Source organism: Lactiplantibacillus argentoratensis (genome assembly GCF_037290055.1).
In the GTDB taxonomy this organism is placed as follows: Bacteria; Bacillota; Bacilli; order Lactobacillales; family Lactobacillaceae; genus Lactiplantibacillus; species Lactiplantibacillus plantarum.
In genome coordinates this window covers 1,987,662-2,009,553 of sequence record NZ_CP147647.1, presented here as the reverse complement: position 1 = coordinate 2,009,553, position 21,892 = coordinate 1,987,662, and the positions used below count along the sequence as shown (strand labels likewise).

Annotated in this window: 19 protein-coding genes; 18 read left to right on the top strand and 1 reads right to left on the bottom strand. The window is 42.2% G+C overall.

Annotated features, from left to right (window positions below):
- Window positions 1-12: 12 nt before the first annotated feature.
- The 15 genes from V7R88_RS09505 (at window position 13) to V7R88_RS09435 (ending at window position 15,521) form a co-directional block, all read left to right on the top strand.
- A complete protein-coding gene (locus V7R88_RS09505) occupies window positions 13-630 on the top strand; it encodes a phage tail tube protein (RefSeq protein WP_063486493.1) in 618 nt (205 codons plus the stop codon).
- A 118-nt stretch (window positions 631-748) separates the two neighbouring features.
- Window positions 749-1,267, top strand: coding sequence for a hypothetical protein (locus V7R88_RS09500; RefSeq protein ID WP_338816183.1), 519 nt, complete (start codon window positions 749-751; stop codon window positions 1,265-1,267).
- A gap of 71 nt (window positions 1,268-1,338) precedes the next feature.
- Window positions 1,339-1,905, top strand: coding sequence for a Gp15 family bacteriophage protein (locus tag V7R88_RS09495; RefSeq protein WP_338816182.1), 567 nt, complete (start codon window positions 1,339-1,341; stop codon window positions 1,903-1,905).
- Between the two features lie 15 nt (window positions 1,906-1,920).
- On the top strand, window positions 1,921-7,569 hold the full coding sequence (locus V7R88_RS09490) for a phage tail tape measure protein (protein WP_338816181.1): 5,649 nt from the start codon (window positions 1,921-1,923) through the stop codon (window positions 7,567-7,569).
- Window positions 7,570-8,388, top strand: a complete 819-nt coding sequence (locus tag V7R88_RS09485; protein ID WP_338816180.1) for a phage tail domain-containing protein — start codon at window positions 7,570-7,572, stop codon at window positions 8,386-8,388. It abuts the gene before it with no gap.
- An 11-nt stretch (window positions 8,389-8,399) separates the two neighbouring features.
- Window positions 8,400-9,527: a phage tail protein gene (locus tag V7R88_RS09480; RefSeq protein WP_338816179.1), complete on the top strand. Its 1,128-nt coding sequence runs from the start codon at window positions 8,400-8,402 to the stop codon at window positions 9,525-9,527.
- Window position 9,528: 1 nt separating this feature from the next.
- Window positions 9,529-9,765: a hypothetical protein gene (locus V7R88_RS09475; protein WP_338816604.1), complete on the top strand. Its 237-nt coding sequence runs from the start codon at window positions 9,529-9,531 to the stop codon at window positions 9,763-9,765.
- Window positions 9,743-10,033, top strand: a complete 291-nt coding sequence (locus V7R88_RS09470) for a hypothetical protein (protein ID WP_338816178.1) — start codon at window positions 9,743-9,745, stop codon at window positions 10,031-10,033. The genes V7R88_RS09475 and V7R88_RS09470 overlap by 23 nt, the downstream gene beginning before the upstream one ends.
- On the top strand, window positions 10,034-12,376 hold the full coding sequence (locus V7R88_RS09465) for a glycosyl hydrolase family 28-related protein (protein WP_338816176.1): 2,343 nt from the start codon (window positions 10,034-10,036) through the stop codon (window positions 12,374-12,376).
- A 10-nt stretch (window positions 12,377-12,386) separates the two neighbouring features.
- A complete protein-coding gene (locus V7R88_RS09460) occupies window positions 12,387-12,659 on the top strand; it encodes a hypothetical protein (RefSeq protein ID WP_289229267.1) in 273 nt (90 codons plus the stop codon).
- Complete coding sequence (locus tag V7R88_RS09455) at window positions 12,659-12,802, top strand: XkdX family protein (protein ID WP_289229468.1); 144 nt, start codon at window positions 12,659-12,661, stop codon at window positions 12,800-12,802. Before V7R88_RS09460 ends, V7R88_RS09455 begins: the two co-directional genes overlap by 1 nt.
- A gap of 6 nt (window positions 12,803-12,808) precedes the next feature.
- Window positions 12,809-13,972 carry a GH25 family lysozyme gene (locus V7R88_RS09450; RefSeq protein ID WP_338816174.1) on the top strand — a complete coding sequence of 388 codons (1,164 nt, stop codon included), beginning with the start codon at window positions 12,809-12,811 and terminating at the stop codon, window positions 13,970-13,972.
- Window positions 13,973-14,269: a hypothetical protein gene (locus V7R88_RS09445; RefSeq protein ID WP_338816173.1), complete on the top strand. Its 297-nt coding sequence runs from the start codon at window positions 13,973-13,975 to the stop codon at window positions 14,267-14,269. It abuts the gene before it with no gap.
- Entirely contained in the window at window positions 14,256-14,633 is a 378-nt protein-coding gene (locus V7R88_RS09440; RefSeq protein WP_338816172.1) for a phage holin, read from the top strand. The genes V7R88_RS09445 and V7R88_RS09440 overlap by 14 nt, the downstream gene beginning before the upstream one ends.
- Before the next feature lie 675 nt (window positions 14,634-15,308).
- The gene (locus V7R88_RS09435; protein WP_021356213.1) at window positions 15,309-15,521 is read left to right on the top strand and encodes a LysM peptidoglycan-binding domain-containing protein; all 213 of its coding nucleotides are present in this window, start codon (window positions 15,309-15,311) and stop codon (window positions 15,519-15,521) included.
- 1,062 nt (window positions 15,522-16,583) lie between these two features.
- Here the strand turns inward: V7R88_RS09435 and V7R88_RS09430 are convergent.
- Window positions 16,584-17,435, bottom strand: coding sequence for a polysaccharide deacetylase family protein (locus V7R88_RS09430; protein ID WP_054399730.1), 852 nt, complete (start codon window positions 17,433-17,435; stop codon window positions 16,584-16,586).
- Between the two features lie 222 nt (window positions 17,436-17,657).
- Between V7R88_RS09430 and V7R88_RS09425 the strand changes: the two genes are divergently transcribed.
- The 3 genes from V7R88_RS09425 (at window position 17,658) to V7R88_RS09415 (ending at window position 21,892) form a co-directional block, all read left to right on the top strand.
- Complete coding sequence (locus V7R88_RS09425) at window positions 17,658-18,050, top strand: YxeA family protein (RefSeq protein ID WP_054399732.1); 393 nt, start codon at window positions 17,658-17,660, stop codon at window positions 18,048-18,050.
- A gap of 222 nt (window positions 18,051-18,272) precedes the next feature.
- Entirely contained in the window at window positions 18,273-20,003 is a 1,731-nt protein-coding gene (locus V7R88_RS09420; protein WP_054396275.1) for an ABC transporter ATP-binding protein, read from the top strand.
- Window positions 20,003-21,892 carry an ABC transporter ATP-binding protein gene (locus V7R88_RS09415; RefSeq protein ID WP_057717339.1) on the top strand — a complete coding sequence of 630 codons (1,890 nt, stop codon included), beginning with the start codon at window positions 20,003-20,005 and terminating at the stop codon, window positions 21,890-21,892. Before V7R88_RS09420 ends, V7R88_RS09415 begins: the two co-directional genes overlap by 1 nt.

Genomic DNA, 21,892 nt, shown 5'->3' with positions numbered 1-21,892 from the left:
GAGGAATGCAAAATGGCTGATGCAACAACACCAACAGCTGACCCGAACGACAGAAACGTCCAGGGGTCAATTCAAGAAAACTATTTAGATGAATATTGGGTAGGAAAAACTGCGGCAGATAAGACGATCAACTGGTTATATTTAGGTGATGGGATTACGACTGTAACGCCTAAATATACTGATAAGAAGAAGTCTGCTGCCTACTACAATGGTGGTGGCCAAGAACGACAAACAGTTACTGGTGTAACGTCATCGTATGATATTTCTGGTGATCGTTCAATTGGGAACCCGGCCCAAGATGATATTGCCGACATGAAGCAAAAGACTGGTGGCTTGCGTGAACGGATGTTCCGTAAAGTCCAATGGGTACAAGAAGAAGATGGTTCATTAACACCTAATGCGATTGAATCAGGTATGGGAACATTCTCTGACATTGATGATGGTGGTGGCGCTGCGGACGATAACGGCAGCTTCAAGGTAACGATGACGTACAATGCTACTCCCACAGTAATCAAGGCAAGCAATCCTACTGATATGCAAACTGCATTGAAGGATACACCTTGTCAAAATGCGATTATTTTGGGTGTTAAGGCTAATATGCCAACTGACAACGGTAATCCGTCAAAATAACAGCGCCATCAAATGTTCAATCATTGCCTACTAGCGATGGCGCTATTGTAAAGAGTATGTAGGCAAGTGACGGAGCGATCCGTCATACATAGCATTAAAAATATTAGGAGGTACCAGCATGAGTGATGTAATTAAATTAGAGGTTCCTAGTGACAGCATGACTTTTGAAATTGGTGATAAGAGTTACACGGTGAGCTTTGCGGATAAATCATTTGCTGTTTTTACAGATCAATATAACGACATTAAGATGGCCGAAGTTAAGTTGCAACAAGACTTGCAACACCGCTCTGTTGAGTTAACTGATAAAGAAGCTCAATTGGAAAAAGATATGATTAATGAACCAATGACGGCGTTAGATCATAAGAAACAAGTCCTACAACGACGCTATTTGCGAATGTACGATGATATTCAGAACAAATATAAGATTGAAGCTAAGGAACGCTTTTATCAATTACTTGATGGCATGTTTGGTAAGGCTGCTGGCAAGGAACTATATCATACTTGCAATGATTCTATGGTGGTATTTGCTAAGGTTGTCGCTCAAATCATGATTAACGTAGAACAACATACGGATATTTCCGATTATCGCGACAAGTACTTACAGTCCATTACAGAATTGCGGAAGAATGAACAATGAGTTTTACCGAGATAAACACTAACAGTATCGTATTTCGGAAACATCGGTATCGTTTAGACCTTTCATTTCGCATGGTGTTGCTCTATTTTAAAGCGATTCGGGATGAAGGCCTAACTATACCAGAGCGTGTAGAAGTCAGCTTAAAAGCGCTGGTATTAGACGATACGAGCAAGCTACGTTTTGAGGATAAGGGCCAGTTACTATCTGAAATATTTAATACAAAAATCAATAATGACCGCGATCGGGTTCGAGCTAAGGTGCTCAAGTCTGGTAAGCGGTCTTTTGATTTTGATGAAGACGAATCGTTAATCAAGGCTGGGTTCCAACAACAATACGGTATCGATTTAGACCGAGATAGCCTCAGTTGGGAACGGTTTACCACTATGTTGGATGGTCTTAATGAAGATACGCAATTTAAAAAAGTTATCAGGTTTCGACTGACCAAGGTTAGCGATGATGTGGATGCTGATACGCAAACTTATTTGAAACAAATGAAGCTAATTTATGGTTTAAAGCAAGCTCACACCGATGGCGACGGCAAGCTGACACCAGATGAACTATCTATCGAGCTGGCTAATTTAGATATGCCACACAAAGCGTTACGGATGAAAGAGCTACGGGAGCAAGGGAAAATATAGAAAGGATGTGTGTAGATGGCTGATATTGCTGGTAGTGTCAAGATTAACGTGGACTTAATCGCTAAAGAGGCGCTTGCACAAGTCGAAGTTCTTAAGCGAACATTTAAAGACGTGGATGTTAGCCCGAAAGCAGCTGCCAATTTAAAAGTGTTGAATCAAGGGTTAGAGACAACTGCAGCCAGCTATAGTAAGCTATCAGCCGCTCAAGAACAAGCAGGGCTGCACATATCTTCTCAAGTTTCTAAGTTGAACTCTTATAAAGCACAGTTGCAAGCTAACCGACAAGAGATGACAGCAACAGCTGGTGAAATTGGTCGTCTGTCACGAGCAGAAGGTGATAATTCTGCTGAAGTAGTAGCGGCTAAAAGCAAATATGCTGCCCTTGAACGTGAACAGCAAGCTCTGGTTTTGTCAGCAGGCAAACTGCAAAAGAGTGTTGGTGCGTTAACACCTGAAATGGCTGCCGTAGCCGATAAAGCTATGGCAATGGGTACTAAGATACAAAATGCCGGTGAAAAGATTAGTTCATTGGGAAGTAAAGCCACCATCGGTTTCACGGTACCTATTGTCACAGCACTGGGTGTAGCAACTAAAGCCGCTTCCAATTATCAATATCAATTAGCTGATATCCGTAAGGAAGTTGTTGCACAAGGATACTCTGCTAGCCAAACAAGCTCAATTATGAAGAATCTATCTTCAGACACATTAAAATGGTCCAAAGAATTTGGTGTTGGTACCAAAGAAATCAATGATGGTATGTTTGAATTGGTTTCTAATGGTTACAATGTCAAACAAGCCATGGGAATGATGCCAGAGTTGTTAAAGACTATGACCGCTAATTCCGATCAGTCTGGGGAGTCTATTAAACTGACCGCTTCTATGCTTGAACAATTTGGTCAGAACTTGGGTTCAAACAGTACTGTAATAAAGAATGGTAATAGCTTGATGAATCAGATGACTGAAGCCACCCATAAGTCAGCCATGTCATTAGACGATTTGAAAGAAATTAGTGGTAATGCTGGTGCTGCAATGCACGCCATGGGCGTTAAAACATATGAATTTATGGCAATTGCAGGGCGCTTAAAGTCTGCTGGTATTGACGCTAGCTCTGTTGGTACGGGGCTGTCATCATTGATGACACGAGTTGGAACAGGGACAGGTCAAGCAGCTAAGGATTTAAAGAAATACAATATTCAAGTATTCGATAGCAAAGGCAAAATGAAAGACGTCTTTGATATTCTTGGACAAATGCAGGGTGCTTATCAGAAGATGAATGATAAGCAGCGTCAGTCGTTCATGTATAACGTTGTTGGTCAGGAAAATATGAAGGTCGGTATGACCTTGATGGACGCTAATCTTGATCGGTACAAATCGTTATCTAATGAGATCGAACACAGCAATGGAACCGTTGATAAATACAACAAAACAATGCGTAACACGAGTCAGTTCACCATGGCCCAATTTAAATCTAGTTTAAACGCTTTAGAGATTGAATTTGGGCAGAAATTCCTACCAACCCTCACGCCAATTATTCGTGAGTTAAAGAATATGCTAGACCGTTTTAGCGACTTAGATCCGGCAACGCAGAAGCTAATTCTTAATACAGGCTTAGCAGTTGCGGCTGGTGGCCCATTGATTAGCATGTTTGGAAAATTGACCTCTGGTGTAGGGCTACTAACTAGTGGATCTATGAAACTATTGGTTGGTGCTGGTAAACTATCACCGTTATTTGGCACTTTGGTTAAAGATGGCGGTGCGGCCAGTACTGTCATTGCTAGCCTTAGTGGTGGCGCAGAAACAGGTTCAGCCTCCTTATTAGGTTTAGGTGGGTCAGCATTAGGTACAGTCTCAGGATTAGGTGCGTTGGCTGCGGCTGCTGCCCCGGTTGTGTTAGGTGTAGCAGCTGTGGGGACAGCGACTTACTTTGCGATTAAAGCTGGCAAGGAGCATAGTGACCAGTTGAAGCGCCAACGTGCTTCGATGGACGAATATGGCGCCAATATCAGTCAAAACTCGCAAAAAGCAATTGGCTCATTTAATGAACTACATCAAAAAGCCAAGAATGATATGGCACTATTGGACACCGCGGTAGGTAAGCAGTCTAAACAATTATCTAGCGATGTGGTTACTAAATACAGTAAGATGGCTGATTTGGTTGAACAACAGTTTTCCAAGACTAAAAAGGCTGGGATGGACGCACTATCCGACTTATCTGGAAGCTTTGGAAGTGCCGGCAATAGCTGGGTAACGCAAGTTGAAAAGGGGGTTGATAAGCGGGCTGATGGGCAAACAAGTAAGCTTGAAAAAGCTAAAAAAACGATGGAGAGCATTTTAAAGTCAGTTGACGGTGACTTCTCTAAGTTGTCTGCTACTCAGAAGGCCAGGCTAAATGAGGCTGAAGCTTACATTGACTCGCAAGTCTCCGCGTTTGGTATGGCTTATAAGGACCAGCAAGCATTATATAAAGCCTACGTTCAACAGCATGGCACTATCACGGATGGCATGTATAAGGCGGACGTAAAGTCAGCAGATTCGGCATATTCCAAGACTTACGGCAAGGCAAGTGATAGCTACAAGAAGAGTTTGTCTGAGCTAAAATCGCTAAGAAAAAATGACCAAATTAGCAAGAGCCAATACGACCAAGCACTGGCCATGCTGGACGCTAAGCGTAACAAGCAGCAAACGCAGGCCTCGTTGGAATACATCAAAACTGAAAAGGCAGCTGGCGATGCGTATAACAACAATGGTCGTGAAAGCTTACGCACAAAGCAAACGCTTGATGATGCGTATACTAAAACGATTACCGATGAGAATGGCAAAAAGGAAAAGCTCTATTGGGACGATGTCAGCAACAGCGAAGAATCGGCAGCCAAGTGGATTGCGGACCATAAGAAGGATAATCAGAAGTACATTGATGATCAAGTCAACGCGCATGGCACGATTCAAAAGAATATGGCTAAGTTCCAGAAGTCTCAGGAAAAAGCCTATGAAGCAATGGGGATGGATGCTGACCAAGCTGTTGCTCAAGCCAAAGTTGACGCTGACGATTTACTAGCAACCACTACTAAGTCGGGTGCTGAGAATGCCAAAGCGGCCGCTAAAATTCATAGTGACTATATTAAGGCACTGAACAACGGAAGTTTGGGAAGTGCTACGGCAGTTGCTAAGCAATGGGGCCTGGATCTTTCAGACACGACTAGCAAGATTGATCTTGGAAAGTATGGTAAGAAGACAGCTGCTTCGTTTTGGAACGATATAAAATCTGGATCTAAAACAGGTTATGAAGAAGCAAAAGTCTATTTTAATACTATTTTAGCCGACTTGAAGTCACGAAATATTACATCTGCCAGTGATTTAAGCAAATCCACTATGGATGAACTAAAATCTGGCTTGTCTAGTGGCGTATTAACGCTAAAAGAGTTAAAGCCAGTTTTGGGTGATTCCTTTGTTAGCTTGTTTCCACATGACCTTTCTAAAGTAAGCAGTCAGGAAATGAAGACTCTAAAGCAAGGTCTCAAAGATGGCGTAATTACATTGTCTGACCTAAATGGACAATTCAATGGAAAAATCATGGGGCTGTTTCCTAAAGACTTATCACAGCTGGGTAAAGATGACATTTCAACATTGAAGAAAGGTTTGAAAGATGGCTCAATTACAGACTCCGATTTAAAGGGTAAGTATGGCAAACAATATGCTTCTATTTTTAAGCAAGATTTATCTAAGCTGGGTAAGAGCGATATTCAATCACTCAAATTAGGCTTGGATCTTGGAATTATTACCAAGAGTGATTTAAAGACACGTTATGGCAAAGCACTAAATAAGATGTTTAGTAGCAAGAAGTCTTTGCATGATATTGGTAAAGAAAATATGAGTGCCCTAGCCAACGGATTAGACGCAGGGATACCTGAGGCTGACAGCGTACTAAAAAAATTACAAGGCCAAGTACACAAAGGCACCACCATTGAGCTTAACGGCGAAGGTCACTACACAATGGATACGTTAAACCGAGGCTACAAAGATAAGAAGCTTTCTACTCACGACTATCTCAAAGCGCTTACTGCTATGATTGCAGGTGACACCAACGTCGATATTAGTAAGAGCGGCAAAGACACAATGAATAGTTACAACGATGGACTAACAGCTAACAAAAAGACCGCTATTCAAACTGCTACTGGCACGGCGGACTCGATTCAAGGTGAATTAACTTTAGGGCGGAAGGCAATAGGGGCTGGTAAAAGCTCTATGAAATCATTTAATGACGCCTTAGTTCAATATTCAGCTGACCCGTTGAAGGCCGCTGGAGGTATCGGAGAAGCTGTTGCTAAGAACATTGATATAGGTGGAAACAGTGCTAATGATTTATCGAAAGCTGTGGGTGGCAAACAATCGTACAAAAAAACTCACAATAGACAGCCAGTTACTGGTATCGCCAATCCTTGGGCTGGATACAAAGCCGGCACTAATGGCAAAATCACTAGTCCTGAAACTGCAATAGTTGGTGATGGTTATAAGCCAGAATTGATTGATTACGGTAATGGATCATTAGGACTGTCACCGGCTGTTCCAACTGTGACCCACTTGCCTGTCGGTGCTCAAGTCTTTTCAGGTGAGGATACTGAAAAAGCGGCACCATTCCTTAAAATGATGGGGTTACCGATGTTTGCGACTGGTTCTGGTGGTAACATCGTTGATTGGATTAAGAACCTATTTGGTGATGCTATGAAGTTCATGGAGCACCCGATTAAGAACTGGGAAAAATTAATAGATTCTAGTTTCAACATGAACCTGTTTCCAGGTGGATCACAGAATCAGTTTGGCCCAGATACTAAGGACTGGGAAAAGAAGCAAACCAATTGGCTAAAGAAACTAGCTATTGAGGGTGCTGGTAATCCGGGTGGTGCTGGAGTAACACGGTGGATTCCGTACATCAAACGAGCCGCCGCTGCTATGCACGTATCGATGCCGGAAGATGGTATTAAGAAAATTCTCAATACCATCAATCACGAGTCCGGCGGTAATCCGACAGTATTTCAACATGGCTATGTGGATGTCAATACTGGTGTTGACCCTGCTCAGGGGTTACTTCAATTTATCGGACAAACATTCCGGTATTACGCGGTTAAAGGCCATGGAAACCGTGCTAATGGTTATGACCAACTATTGGCGTTATTTAACGATTCAAACTGGTACAACGATTTGATGTGGAATCGCGGTTGGGCGCCCAGCGGTCATCGTCGTTTTGACAAAGGCGGCGAGTCCTATGAAAAGCAATTAGCGTGGGTATCTGAGCATAACCAACGTGAAATTCACATCCCAGATGATCAGTCGAATTACAGCAAGTATTTAACGGACCAAGCTGTCAAGATGTCATTTGGCCAGCAGGCTTTTGTTGCTACAAGTGCAGAACAAGCCGCTGGGTTAAAGAGTACCATTCCCGTGGACGTTCCTAAGAATGGTGGGCCCGTCGCAGTCAGTGGTGCAACGGCGAACGGAACTGCTGAGGTATTAGGTATGGTCAAGTCATTAGTGGACGCAATTACTAGCAAGACAGTTAACATCACTGCCAAACTAGATAACGGTGTCCTTTTTAACGCCCAATATCCGTTAATCAAGCTGGCTCTAGGCCAAGATGTTGTCATTGATCGAGCGAGAGGAGGTAAATAAATGGAGTTAGATATTCAAGTGATTCAACAGGATGGCAATAGCTACTGGCTATCTGATTTGGGTATTCAAGTAGAAAAGTTTTCACCACCCGCACCAACGTTCACTCGAACTTACACGCCAGTTGGTAAGTACAATGTAGCTTCATCTGAAACACACACGAGTGAACGCAAGATACCACTAGTGTTTGATGTCAAAACAATTGACTCGGTTGACCAAGAACTAATGCGGTTGAAGCTGTTTGATTTATTTCGCGGCTACGAGGATTTTTATGTTGTTAGTAGCGTCATTCCATCGATTCGTTGGCCAGTCCATGCGGATGATGGTTTTAATGTAGACCCTTATGAAGCGTCACCTATTATGACGGAGGATATCACAGTTAACCTAGTTGTTACTGGTGGATTTGGTGAGACGATTAACACCACTGCCAACATGAAGGATAACATACCATTAGGATTTGATATTCCGTTTGCATGTTTACCACCGTATCGTTTCACCAATCAAAGCGACGTCAAGGTGTTTGTTGGTGGCTCAATTCCGCTGTTGGCTGATGGCAAGACAGCCACATTAACCTTCCATGGAGATGTGGCTAGTCAGTTATCAATTACTAACAAAACTACGGGGCAGGTGTTTCAGTTAAACCAAGCATTGAATAAATCCCAAACTCTAATTTTATATGGCATGGTTCCAGTTGTGGATGGCGTGAATGTCTACAGCAAGGGGAATCATGCCTATTTAGATTACGTCAAAGGGATTAATGAATTACTGGTGGCGGGTGCAACGAATTATGATTTGGAGTTTGATACACGCTATTACGTTTAGGAGGTGTGACAGTGTTTTATTTACGTGATGTAACAGGTAACGAACTACCAGTTATCCCAATTTCAGCACAATTGACTGAAACCGTGAATCAAGTGGCGCAGTTGGAATTGACGTTCATTAACACGGGTACTAACGCGTCTGCTGTAGGCATGTTGCAGCCACGCACGCTTTTGCTAGATTCTGATAGTGGTGAAGCTTATCGTATTCAGACCATGAATGGATCTAACATCGGTGGTAGTCGCAATGTTAAAGCAACGTTTCTAGGCGCTGTGCACGATTTAAACGACCATTACGTTGAAAAGAGTATAAAGGGATCCCAGTCGCTCGATAGCTGCATGCAGCTAATTACTGAAGGCACTGGTTTTACTTATACGATTCATGATGATTTCAATCATTATGATTTTTCTGAAGATTTCGGTACTGGATTAGCGTTTGATTTATTCTTAAACACTTTGATGTCGGACTTCAATTTCGAATGGACTAGTACGGGCAAGCACATTGATATTTATAAACAAGTCGGTAAGCGTGATGCTTTCGTTTGGTTAGATGGATTGAATCTTAGCTCGTTGACCGATGAGAGTGATTACACGACGATTGCAACTCATATTAAAGGTACAGGTAAGTTAGACGACAAAGAAAAGCCATTGGCTACTGCTGAGTACACGAGTCCTAACGCAACAACGTGGGGTGTAATTGATGCAGAGCCAATTTCTGATGAGCGGTTCACGAATAGTGATTCCCTATTGGCATATTTGAAATCAAAATTACAAGATGTGCCGTTGATTCAGCGAACTGCGACATTGAATGATTTCAAGACTAACTCGGTACCTGGAATGATTAATAACAGTGAGGTTGGGAATTACGGCTATATTCGGGATCGTAATGGTGTGGATGTTGAAACTCGAATCAGTGAAACCGTGATTGATTTGGTTACTCCAGCGACGACTAGCGTGACCTTTGGCAATATGACTAAAAGCTTTACACAAATCACCGCGGGATTGCAGACTGCTCATAGTGATTCTGGTAAACAGATCGCACAACTAAAGGCCGGACTTGATGCTGTAGATGGCAATGATTTGATTACTGACACGAGTACACTAGCAAGACTTAATGCATTGGGTGGTGCTGTGAGTGGATAAAATGACGGTGCAACAGGCTATTAATATTCTTTCAATGCAGTTTCCAATTAGCTGGGAGAAGATTGCCAATAAACCAGAGTTAGTGACTAGTGATGATTTGGACCAACGACTAAGTTTAATTGGGCAGTTAACCTCACCAGATGGTACTGCATGGGTACCTAGCATTGATAATGATGGGAAGGTCATCTGGCAAAAAGTAAAAAAGGAGGAAGAAGATGGCAATACAACTAGTAACTGACCAGCTGTCAAACGTGTTAGATGATACTCTTAGAAGTCAGCTTGTTGGTAATTTTAAGGTAATTGAAGAGGCTTTGAATGATTTAGATGGTTCCCAGGCTAGGCTGAATTCGGATAAGGATAAGATTATTCAGGATCTAAAAAATATCAAAGATGACAATGAAATTAGAGATGCGAATGTTCAAGCTATCGTCAATATTCTCACTAAGTATGATGTACCGATTCAAATTGTTAACGGCAAAGTAGTAGAGATTGAGGAAGGTGAGTAAATGATTAGTACGATTACATTAGATACGTACAAGCAACAAATTGGTTCAGGTGATGCTTTCAATCTGAGTGATAGTTTCAATGGTCGAGTGGGGGATGAACAAGCCCCATTGGTTGTCCAGTTCAAAGAACGTGGATTAGCACAACAGTTTCAAGATGGGCTAGTTCCGTTTTTGACTGGCTTTGTGGGCAGCCTTGATGATAATAACCAAGTTACCGCTGAGACTGGTGAAGCAGTTAGCTATGTTGGGACAAGCGATGATATTGTTGGCCTGGGTCGAGTGAAGATGAACCTCCCCGGAACCATTTTCCCACAGGAAGGCTATTTCTACGGCTTCTTGGGGTTACAAAATGCTGACGGTAAACGGGTGACAACTTTCAATGTCTGGTTCCACGTATATAACGGGAACCCTGATATGTTTGTCAATAAGGCACCGTTCCGTACAGAGTTACAGAAGCTTCTGGATGCCGTACAGCTGCTGATTAACGACGCTGATGGCGACTTGAGCAAGTGGAAACAAAAGCTAACTGACCTCTTTACGACTTTGAGCGCGCAGGGTGCCGATACAGAGACTTTGCTGACAACGCTACAAGCACAAATCAAGCAGAGTAACCTGTTCACTCAAGGCCAGATGGACGAACTAGTGGGAACACTAAGCGATTTCAAAATGGCTGGTACTACCGTTGCAGATAAGGTCAATGGTGAATTTGAAGATCGTGGTGTTAATGTCAAGTGGTTTGGGGCTGTTGGCGACGGTGTGACTGATGATACCGCGGCTCTGCAGGATGTTTTTAATAAATACGACAAAATTTTTATGCCTGCGGGAAATTATGTAATTACTAAAACTTTAATTATAAAAAAATCCAATCTCACCATTTATGGTCAAGGCGTCACAATTTTGCTTGACGCTGATGATACGGTGGCGGTAAACATGCAGGGGGCTAATATTAAATTATATGATCTTAATTTTAGATTAGTTGAAGGCCGGTTTTCAGGGAAACAATTTTGTCTTGGTATTGCAGATGCATCAAGTAATGTCACACTAGATAATATTAATATTTCTGGCTTCACAAATTGCGTAATTGATACGTATAACTCAAAAAACTTAGTCTTTAATAATTGTGAGTTTTCCAACGCAATGACAACAGCAACTGCTGAAAACCCAGAAATAACAAACGGATATGGAATCGTGCTACAGTGCTCAAAACATGTGCAAATTATAAATTGTGATTTTAATCACATTTATCGCCATTGTGTATACATTTCCTGTAGTGCTGAGCATAATACGGATTATTGCGACGATATTACGATTGATGATTGCCACATTAACCGTGACATTGATGGATTTGTGACAAATTTTGAGCACCCAATTAAATGTATGTCTGGGCGTAATGTCATTGTTACAAATAATTACTTTAAAAATTGTGGATCTGGTTTGATGGTTGCGCTATTTGAAAAGGCTGCAGATGCTAGTCTAATGCAACCCGAAAATGTAATTTTTAGAAATAATGTTTTTGAGAATTTATTAGCTGGCCAAATTAATCATAACGGCATGGTTGAGGAATTAAACGGCTGCGCCACTGACGGACTTTTCATTACAGATAATATTATGCATAATGCCAAGCTTAATGCTTTTATCAAGCTTTCTAAGACTAATAATTTTGTTATTAATAATAATCGTTTATTTGATTCAACGGCAATAGATTTTTTGGACGTTGAAATGCATTTCGCCAAAGGATTTGTGACTGATAATACGTTAATAAATACTGAGCCGGATCAATTTATTAAGTTTTTAAATTATGCTGATGATAATGGCACCGATTATGATTTGTTTGATGAATTTGTTATTACAGGTAATCGTGGCTATTTGCGTAGATCAATCCTTTATTTAAATATTATAAATAAATACAAATCATTACACATCGCAAACAATGATTTTTATTCTGACGCAGGTGATGCAACGGCTATTATGATTAATAGTCCTACTGATATGGCTACTTATATTAATGGCAATGTGATAAAAGGATTTCGCTATGGTTTCGGATTCCCGTTAGCAAGTGAAATGACCCGTATTGTTGAGCATAGTAATACGATTGCCAATTGTAAGATGGGTACCATCGAGTCAATGGGGGCAAATGTATTTATGATCAAACCATTTCGCAATCCATATAAAAATTGGCAGAATTATGTTTATTCGCGATCAGATAACACGATGCCAGACCCTGTCAAGCTTAATTATGGTGACATCTATCTGCCATCGACTAGTAATGCAGATGGTATTGCTAGCATCGTAGTCGATAAAAACGGCAGTAAGGCGTTTGCCAAAATTTCAGCGATTTTATAGGAGGTCAGAAATGAAATTAATATATATTTTTGACGGTGAGACAAAAGAATTTCGCGGGTCTAAATCCGTTGAGGACAGTTATATTACTGCTAAAAATGAAACAGAGCTGGCACCCGAGGACGACTTAATGCCACCTTACAGTTGGAACGGTATTAAGTGGACAGGCACAGTTACAGCACCGCAGTTGACCCCAGATCAACAGCAAATTGCTATTTTACAGCAAATATTGATGGCACAAGCGGCTGATGTTGCCAAATTAAAACAAGGAGTTGATAAATTGTGATGACAATTTACGATCAATGCAAAATTTTTAAAAGCTGGGGCGCGGCTAACGATTATTTTAAAGTATTCGTTGGTGCCGGTTTGACAGCTGATCAGTACAAAGAAATCACTGGTGAGGACTACGTAGCGCCAACCACTAAATAATGGGAGATGATAATAGTGAAACTCAAAAATAAACTAGCATTATCCGGAGCGGCTACTATGGCGGCTCTTTTTTTAGGACTAAATGCCAGCGCCGCTCGCATGGATATGGTCGATGTGTCGAATAATAATGGCTACATGAGTACCGCCGAATACGTTTCGATGCGTAATGAATTTGGCGTTAAGGCCCTTACCGTCAAGATTAGTGAAGGTACAACCTTCAAAGATGGCTATGCTGCTAGCAATATCGCTAATGGTCAAGCAGCTGGCTTATACGTCAACGGCTATCACTTTGCCCATTATAAAACTAAGGCTCAAGCAATTGCCGAAGCTGACTTTGCTGGTCAGGCAGCCAAAGCGGTCAGACTACCAGTTGGCGCGGTACTAGCAACTGACGTCGAATCACAGGAAGCCAACAGCCAATCGAAAGCAACCAATGACCGCAACAATGCCGCCTTCATGAAAGAAATTCAAAAGTTTGGTTATCGACCCGACATTTACACGTCAGGGTCATGGGCTAACAATAAGATGACCATTAAGAGTAAAACCAGCTGGGTTGCTGCTTACCCGTATGTGGTTAGCAGTAAGAACTGGTATTCAAATAACCACGCATGGCAGTGGTCATCAACGGCTAAGTTCCGTATTAGCTATGGTGGCTTCGATGTTAGCCAATTAAATGACAACTACTACACCGCTGGTCAAAAATCAACGGTCAAGCCGACTAATAAGGCTGCAGTAAAGGCCAACAATCGAAAAGCAAACAAACATACTTACCAGCCGTATGCTTCGGCTAAGTGGATCAAGGAAAAGAAGATCTACACACTCAAGACGGCGGTTAAGCTGCGCACTGGCATGTCAACGTCATCAAATGCGATTGCTATTTTGCCAGCTGGAACCACGGTAAAGACCGACCAAGCTATCATTAAAAGTGGCTATCGCTGGGTACGTCAGCCGCGATTTAATGGTTATGGTTATTTAGCAACCGGCCCAGCAAGCAATACGCTGGAATATGTAAAGAGTGGTGCCTTTCATACGTACTACACAGTTAAGTCCGGCGACAGCTGGTGGACAATCGCACAACGCAACGGCCTGAGCATGACTACATTAGCTAGTCAGAACGGAAAGACGATTTACACCACTATCTATCCTGGCCAGCGATTGGTGGTGCGGTAATTGCATACACTATTAGGATTAGGTTGGGATGAATGGGGATCCATTGTTGCCATTGTCACTAGTATTTGTGTATTAGCTAATTGGATTCTCAATAAGACGGTCCGTATCCCACTTAACGATTTAGGCAAGCGGCTTAGCCGTTTTACTGATGAAAGTTTAAAAGTACGACAGCAAAACGCCGACACAATGAACGCTATTGAAAACCGGGTCATTAAGGTAGAAGGTCGGTTAGATGGTCATGACATTGAATTTAAACATCTATATGAAAAGGAAGCCAAAGAAAATGAAAAAAATTAGTTTTAAGAATGCTGACGGAAGCTTGAATGGAAAATTAATTGCTGGGATTATTTCATTATTGATCGTTTTGATTCAACAAGTCTTTGCTGTGTTTGGCGTTAAATTTACTGGTGACTGGACGAGTATTGTGGCCGTTATCAACACCGTGTTAACAATCCTTGGTATGCTGGGCGTTATTACTGACGTTCAAACAGTGACAGCACCAACAGTTAAAAGTGACGAGGAAAGTCAGGTTGAAGCGACCGCTAATGCGGTTGCTGACGAAGCGCAAACACCAACGTCCACAGTCGCTGCAGTGAATAGTTCTGCAGCTTCTGACACTGAAATGGCGTCAGAATCCGCCTCACAAGCAAGCCAAAAGTAGTATAATAATCTTGAACTGTTCTAGTCCCCCATGCTTCGGCGTGGGGATTTTTTGTTAACAAAATATATAAAAAAGAGCCAGTCAAGACTGGCCCAATGTTTAAATAAATAAAATGGGTGTTCTGTTTCTCCTAAGATAATAAAGAACACAGTTATTATACATTAAACCTAATTAATATAACAAGGACTTATTAATATTTTTCTATAGATTACTTTCGGTATTGTGATATAAACCGACAAGTGTTATTATGTCCCTTGTCCTGTTATTAGTATCACAGCTTTCAAATCCCCCCAAGATTGTCGGTTAGTGGTGCCGGAAGTGATGAGGATAATCTTCTGCTTGATGGGTGGAAGATTTTTTTTGTTGCTTGCCTGTATATTTTGTTAGTGAGAGTTTAGATTTAGCATTATTAGCTGTCAATATAGCTAATTAGATAACTACAAGACTTTACAGAATAGCAAGTAATAAGTATAATATTAATTGTCTCTAGTGTAGTTTCTAGATGATAGTTATAACTTGATTAATTCCCCTGCGCTTCGGCGTGGGGAATTTTTTTATGTATTACCCGCCTAGAAATTTTGGTGCACATTTGGTGCACGTCGTGAAACAAAACGTTGCTATGTTGGTGCCTAACCACCGTATACTACTCCGGGTGGGTACGTCAGCCACGATTTAATGGGTTATGGTTGTCTAGCAACAGGCCCAGCCAATAATTCACTGGAATACGTTAAAACGGATGCTTCTCACACGTATTACACGGTCGTTTCAGGTAACTCATGGTGGGTGATCACTCAACGCAACGGTTTAAGCGTCTACACGTTGGCAGCGCAAAACGGTAAGAGTATCTATTCAACGATTTATCCTGGTAACAAGCTACTTATCAAATAAGTGAGCTTTCTAGAAGTGACACGCAATCTGCGTTTTATATTATGATATAATAAAACACAGACTAGTTGGTGTGCTTGCCCACACTAGCCTGTGCTTCCAAGTTTATTCTGCTTTACGCTTTTTTGTTAGCTTTCCGAATAAGTAAGGCAAACTTGGTTAATCCTAATAATACGGTTACCAAATCTTTAGTAGAGATGGTAAGCGTAAGATGCAGAATGATTGAAGATATTACCATTGAAGGATTCCTCCTTCCGGCAAAATAGTGGATTGATTAAGTCCCGTAAAATTTGCCTATCTTTAATTTTACCATAATACTTTGTTAAACTCAGTATTATGAGTAATCAAGAAACGTTATTTGTTGATGAATAAATTGTTGAATTTTTTCTACTAGAAGTGTTAGAATGTTTGTAGATTGAAGATACATTATTGAAGGATTCTTTCAGTGTGGACTGATTACCCACACTAAGTTTCCAATCTGTCATTTGTTATCACTCCTTTCTGCCAGTTGCAGGAAGGTCTTTTTTATTTAACGAGTTAATTATAAAGTAATGGTTTAGAAAATCAGTCAAAACATGTAAAATCGGAAAAATGAAGCAAACAGATGCAATGTTAACACTTTGCCTTTTAGTAAAAAATGTAAAGTCATTTATAAAATCCTGCACTAGCCTTAATTGGCTGGTGTGGGACTTTTTTGTGTTTAAGATAATAAGTTGGTATATAATAGTGGAAAAAGCAAAACATCAAAAAAGGGCCAATATTAAATTAATTTGTGCTCTTCCACGATTTGTAAATTAAAAATCTCTCTTTTTCATAAATGGCTTATAAATGGCATTTATAGCGTGCTACCCTTAATGGTATAACTACCGTGCGGGTGATAAGTCGACGTCGACAGATCAAAATAAAGCGTCAGAATGCGATTATATCAGCATTCTGACGCTTTATTTTACGGTTATGGCAAAGCTGAAGCGTAAATCAGATGTTTCGATGGTTGTTATCGCAACCGCACTTTTTACCACTTATGAAGAGACACTTTGGCTCAAGTTTCCCGTATGTGCGACTGAATTAATTGTTAGTCGTTAACAGTGCCTGAAAGGCCGTTAGCGACATTCCAGGGACGACCCGTTGTCGGGTGAGGTTGTACGGACTTTGCGTGCTGGTGGCGATACCAGGAGCCGTGGATAGGGCGTACTGGTAGCCGGCCTGCTTATCCGCTCGAATGGTCTGCTGGTTAGCACGGCCAGCTGGATAACAGATGACTTGCGTATTTTGCTGTAAATTATGATCGAGCCATTTTTTGGAACTTGATAATTCCGTAAGTTGGACCTGGTAAGTTAAATTATTTAAATCCAGATGGCGAACGGTGTGACTCTGAAAATCGATATTGCCGGACGCTTGCATCCGCTTAGCATCAGCCAACGTTAAGTGATTCTTTTTATGAGTAAAGCCGGTAATGAAATTAATAGTGGCGTGTTGGTGTGTCTGTTTCAAGATTGGCCACGCTGCCGTCATGTTGTCTTTGTAACTATCGTCGAGTGTGATCCAGACGATTTTTTTTTGTGGAATCCGCCGATTCTTGAGCGCATAAACGGCCTCATTGGCGGTCAAGGTTCGGTAGCCGTGTGTCTTTAGATAGGCCATTTCAGTTTGAAACTCCTTGGCGGGAACGCGTAACTGGTTCCCACTAGAAATACTGTGGTACATCAAGATTGGCAAGTGAACGACTTTGACGGAGTGCCAACCTTGATACGGCCGTGCATGTGATTGGCGCTTAGCCGAGCTATGCACGCTTTTAACGCTGGCCTTGGATGATTGACTGCTAGCTTGCTTAGGTGTCGGTGAGGCCGCCTGACAGCCTGCTAGTAGGCCGAGAACGGCGCCAAGACATAGGATATAAATGCTACCCCGGATGTGCATGATAATCCCCCCATGATTAATAACTACTTCCTATTCTAATAGATTAGCACACCAAGCGCGATAATTACTGAAGTATTGTTAAAATAACTTTCTTAATGTTTAAGGAACCCCAAATTTGATTAGTAATCACTTAAAACGATTAAGAAACCTTAGTTAGGGTAGCCATGAGAGCTTTGCTCCGATACGATAAATAAAATAATTAATTAGGGGGGAATAGGGGTTATGAAGAAAAAAGGGATTATCGGGTTGTTGGCAGTTATTATTATGGTTAGTGTAGGCGTATCGTTCGTTGTACCGACGATGACGAAGAATCAGGGCAGTGAGTTCGCCATGGCGGTGGATAATTTGAATCCCTTCGTCAAGGTACAGACGGTCTATGGTCGGACCACTCGGGCCATCAGCCACCCGACTGGTCAGATGGGGGAAGATGTCTATACGTACCGGATGTTGACTAGCGATGCACAGGGAAAACAACGCTGGCTGACGTTTACGGCCGACCATCGACTCAAGCAAGGACACTACTTGAAGATTGAGACGAAGGGACAAAACGTGAACTCATGGGAAGCTGTTGAGACGCATCAAGTGCCCGCAGATATTCAAAAAGTATTAGCTTAAAGCAAAATACAGCGCTGTGTCATCGTTGGATGACACGGCGTTTTTTTTTGTGGTCACGAGGGCGACCTTAATAAATTCTTAAATCCTTTTGAGTGCTAAACTGCGATGAGTGCGTTACAATATTTTACGTGAGACTTGTAAAGATGGTTGACAAAAGGACCGTTTTTAGTTAGATTAATATACTGCATTATTATGTAATAATGAATGAAGGGGAGCGTGCAAATGCTTAAAATAGCAAAGGGTCGGATTTCGTATCCCGCGGTGATTGGTGCGGTCTTATTTATGATCGTACAAGTGATTGCGACCTTAAATCTACCTAGTTTGACATCTAATATTGTGAATAACGGGGTGGCTACTGGTGACATCAGTTATATCTGGAAAATCGGGTTTGAAATGATTGGATTTTCATTGTTATCGGTCGTCGCTGCGTTTGGCAACGTCTTTTTAGCGGCGCGGTCATCACAACAATTAGGGAAGAATTTGCGGTCGGATATTTATAAGAAGGTCATCAACTTTTCAAATGATGAATTTGATAAGGTCGAGACGTCTTCACTAATCACACGAACGACCAATGACGTGGTCCAGATTCAAAACGTGGCCATGATGGCGTTACGGATGATGATTATGGCACCAATCATGCTGATTGGTGCAAGCTTTTTGGCATATACCAAGAGTCATGAATTAACATGGATCTTTGTGGTTTCCATTCCGGTATTGCTGATTTTTATCGGCTTGATCATGGCGTTTGCAATTCCGCTGTTCCGGGCGATGCAAACCAAGACCGACCGCATCAACCTTGTTTTCCGTGAAGGATTGACGGGGGTACGGGTTATTCGGGCGTTCCGCCAAGACAAGTTCGAACAAGACCGTTTTGAAGATGCGAACCAAGACTATACAAAAAATGCAATCAAGGTTAACACGATCGTGGCCTTGGCTTACCCGGTCATGACGCTGATCATGAGTGGGACGAACGTGGCGATCGTTTGGTTTGGTGGTCAGTTGATCAGCAGTCAAACGATGCAAGTTGGGAACATGATTGCCTTTATGACTTACGCGATGCAAGTATTAATGAGCTTCATGATGTTGGCCATGGTGTTTGCATTTATTCCACGGGCGGCGGCTTCTGCTTCCCGGATTAAAGAAGTTTTGGACATTGAACCTAAGATTACGAATCCTGATAAGGCTGCTACGTTACCAGCAACCACTGAACATAGCCTAGAATTTGACCACGTCAACTATCGCTATCAAAGTGCGGAACAGTTGGCACTGGCGGATATTAATTTCAAGGCGCATTCTGGACAAACCGTGGCCATCATTGGTGGGACGGGTTCCGGTAAGACGACCCTTGTTAACTTGATTCCTCGCTTTTATGACATTGAAAGTGGTGCCGTCAAGTTAGATGGGCAAGATGTTCGGCAGTTGCAATTAGCTGATTTACATCAAGCCGTTTCGTTCGTTCCACAAACTGCAACTCTGTTTACAGGGACGATTCGTGAAAATATGCAATTCGGTAACGAACACGCGACCGATGATGAAATCTGGCATGCGTTAGAAATTGCTCGTTCAACTGACTTCGTTAAAGAAGAAGGCGGCCTGGATGCACACGTTGAACAAGGTGGGGGTAACTTCTCTGGTGGTCAACGGCAACGATTAGCGATTGCTCGTGCACTTGTCAAACACGCTTCCGCGTATGTGTTCGACGATTCTTTCTCTGCATTGGATTTCAAGACCGATGCGCAACTGCGGGCTGAATTACGACAAGACAAACAGATTCAACAGAGTGTCGTTGTCATTGTGGCGCAACGAATTGCCACGGTGGCGGATGCTGATCTGATCTTGGTTCTAGATAACGGTAAGTTAGTCGGCAAGGGGACCCACGCTGAACTGAAAGCGAATAATGAAGTTTATCAAGAAATTATGAAGTCACAATTACGAGAGGAGGATCAGTTGTAATGAGCGAAAAGAATACGAGTTCTACTAAGCCTGCACGTCCTGCTGGCGGTCACGGCCCCGGTGGTCATGCTGGACTAGTTGAAAAGCCTAAGAGTTTTTGGAAAACGGCGATTCGATTGATGCGCTACATGTCAGACCGGTGGGTCGGTTTGGCAGTGGTCATGATTTTTGCCATTGCTTCCGTGATTTTCCAGATTCGAACACCTAAGATTTTAGGGAAAGCAACGACCGAGCTTTATAAGGGGATTATGAAGGGGGCCGCGCAACAGAAGGCTGGTATCAGTCAATCCGGTTACCCAATCAACTTTGAAAAAATCGGTCAGATTATTATGATCGTTTTGATCATGTACTTGGCCTCAGCGCTGTTCAACTTTATTCAACAGTATATTATGACGCGGATTTCTCAACGGACCGTTTATAAATTACGGCGGTCATTCAAGGGTAAGATGCAAAAGGTGCCGATTTCATATTATGATACCCATTCGAATGGGGATATTATGAGTCGGGCTGTCAATGATATGGATAACATTGCCAACACGTTGCAGCAAAACTTGACCCAGGCGGTGACAAGTACTGTCACCTTTGTCGGGACCCTATGGATGATGCTGACCATTAGTTGGAAGCTGACCTTGATTGCGCTTGTTACCATTCCACTGAGTGTCGTAGTAGTTGGTGTGATCGCACCTAAATCACAGAAATTCTTCGGAACTCAGCAAAAAAGCTTGGGGTTGTTGAATAACCAAGTCGAAGAAAACTATGCTGGCCACGTGGTCATCAAGAGTTTCAACAAGGAACAAGATGCTATCGATGATTTTGAAGTCCAAAATAACAATTATTATCAATCAGCCTGGAAGGCCCAATTTATTTCGGGGATTATCATGCCACTGATGATGTTCTTAAATAATATTGGCTACGTCTTTGTAGCCATCATTGGTGGGATCGATGTGGCGAACGGGAACGTTTCGTTAGGGAACATTCAAGCGTTCTTGCAATACACGCAACAATTTTCACAACCGATTTCACAAATGGCGAACTTGTTGAACACGATTCAATCAACCGTCGCTTCCGCAGAACGGGTCTTTGAAGTGCTTGATGAAGAAGAAATGAAGCAGACGAAGTCCAACTTACCAGCCGAAACCGATAGCGATAACTTGATTAGTTTGCAACACGTTCAATTTGGCTATACGGATAACGATCTATTAATGAAGGATTATAATCTGGACGTTAAGCGTGGGCAACAAGTGGCCATCGTTGGACCGACTGGTGCGGGTAAGACGACCATCATTAATTTGTTGGAACGTTTTTATGATATCAAAGGTGGTTCAATTAAATTGAAAGGGACCGATACCCGGGACCTGGATCGTGAAGACTTGCGGTCACACTTTGCGATGGTGCTTCAAGATACCTGGCTCTTCACTGGGACGATTTTCGACAACTTGAAGTATGGTCGCGAGGATGCGTCTGATGAAGAAATCTACGCTGCGGCTAAAGCGGCCCATGTGGATAGCTTTGTTCGTAAATTGCCAGATGGTTATCAGACGGTTCTGAATGAAGAAGCTTCAAACATTTCACAAGGACAACGCCAATTATTGACGATTGCCCGGGCGTTTGTCGCTAACCCAGAAATTCTGATTTTGGATGAAGCAACGAGTTCAGTTGATACGCGGACTGAAGTGCATATTCAGCACGCCATGGAACGACTCCTGAAGAACCGGACCAGTTTTGTGGTTGCGCACCGGTTATCAACGATTCAAGGTGCGGACAACATTATTGTGATGAACCATGGGTCAGTGGTTGAAACTGGGACGCATGAACAGTTGATGGCTCAAAATGGGTTCTATGCGGATCTGTATAACAGTCAATTTACTGGCAATATTAGTCTCGACTAA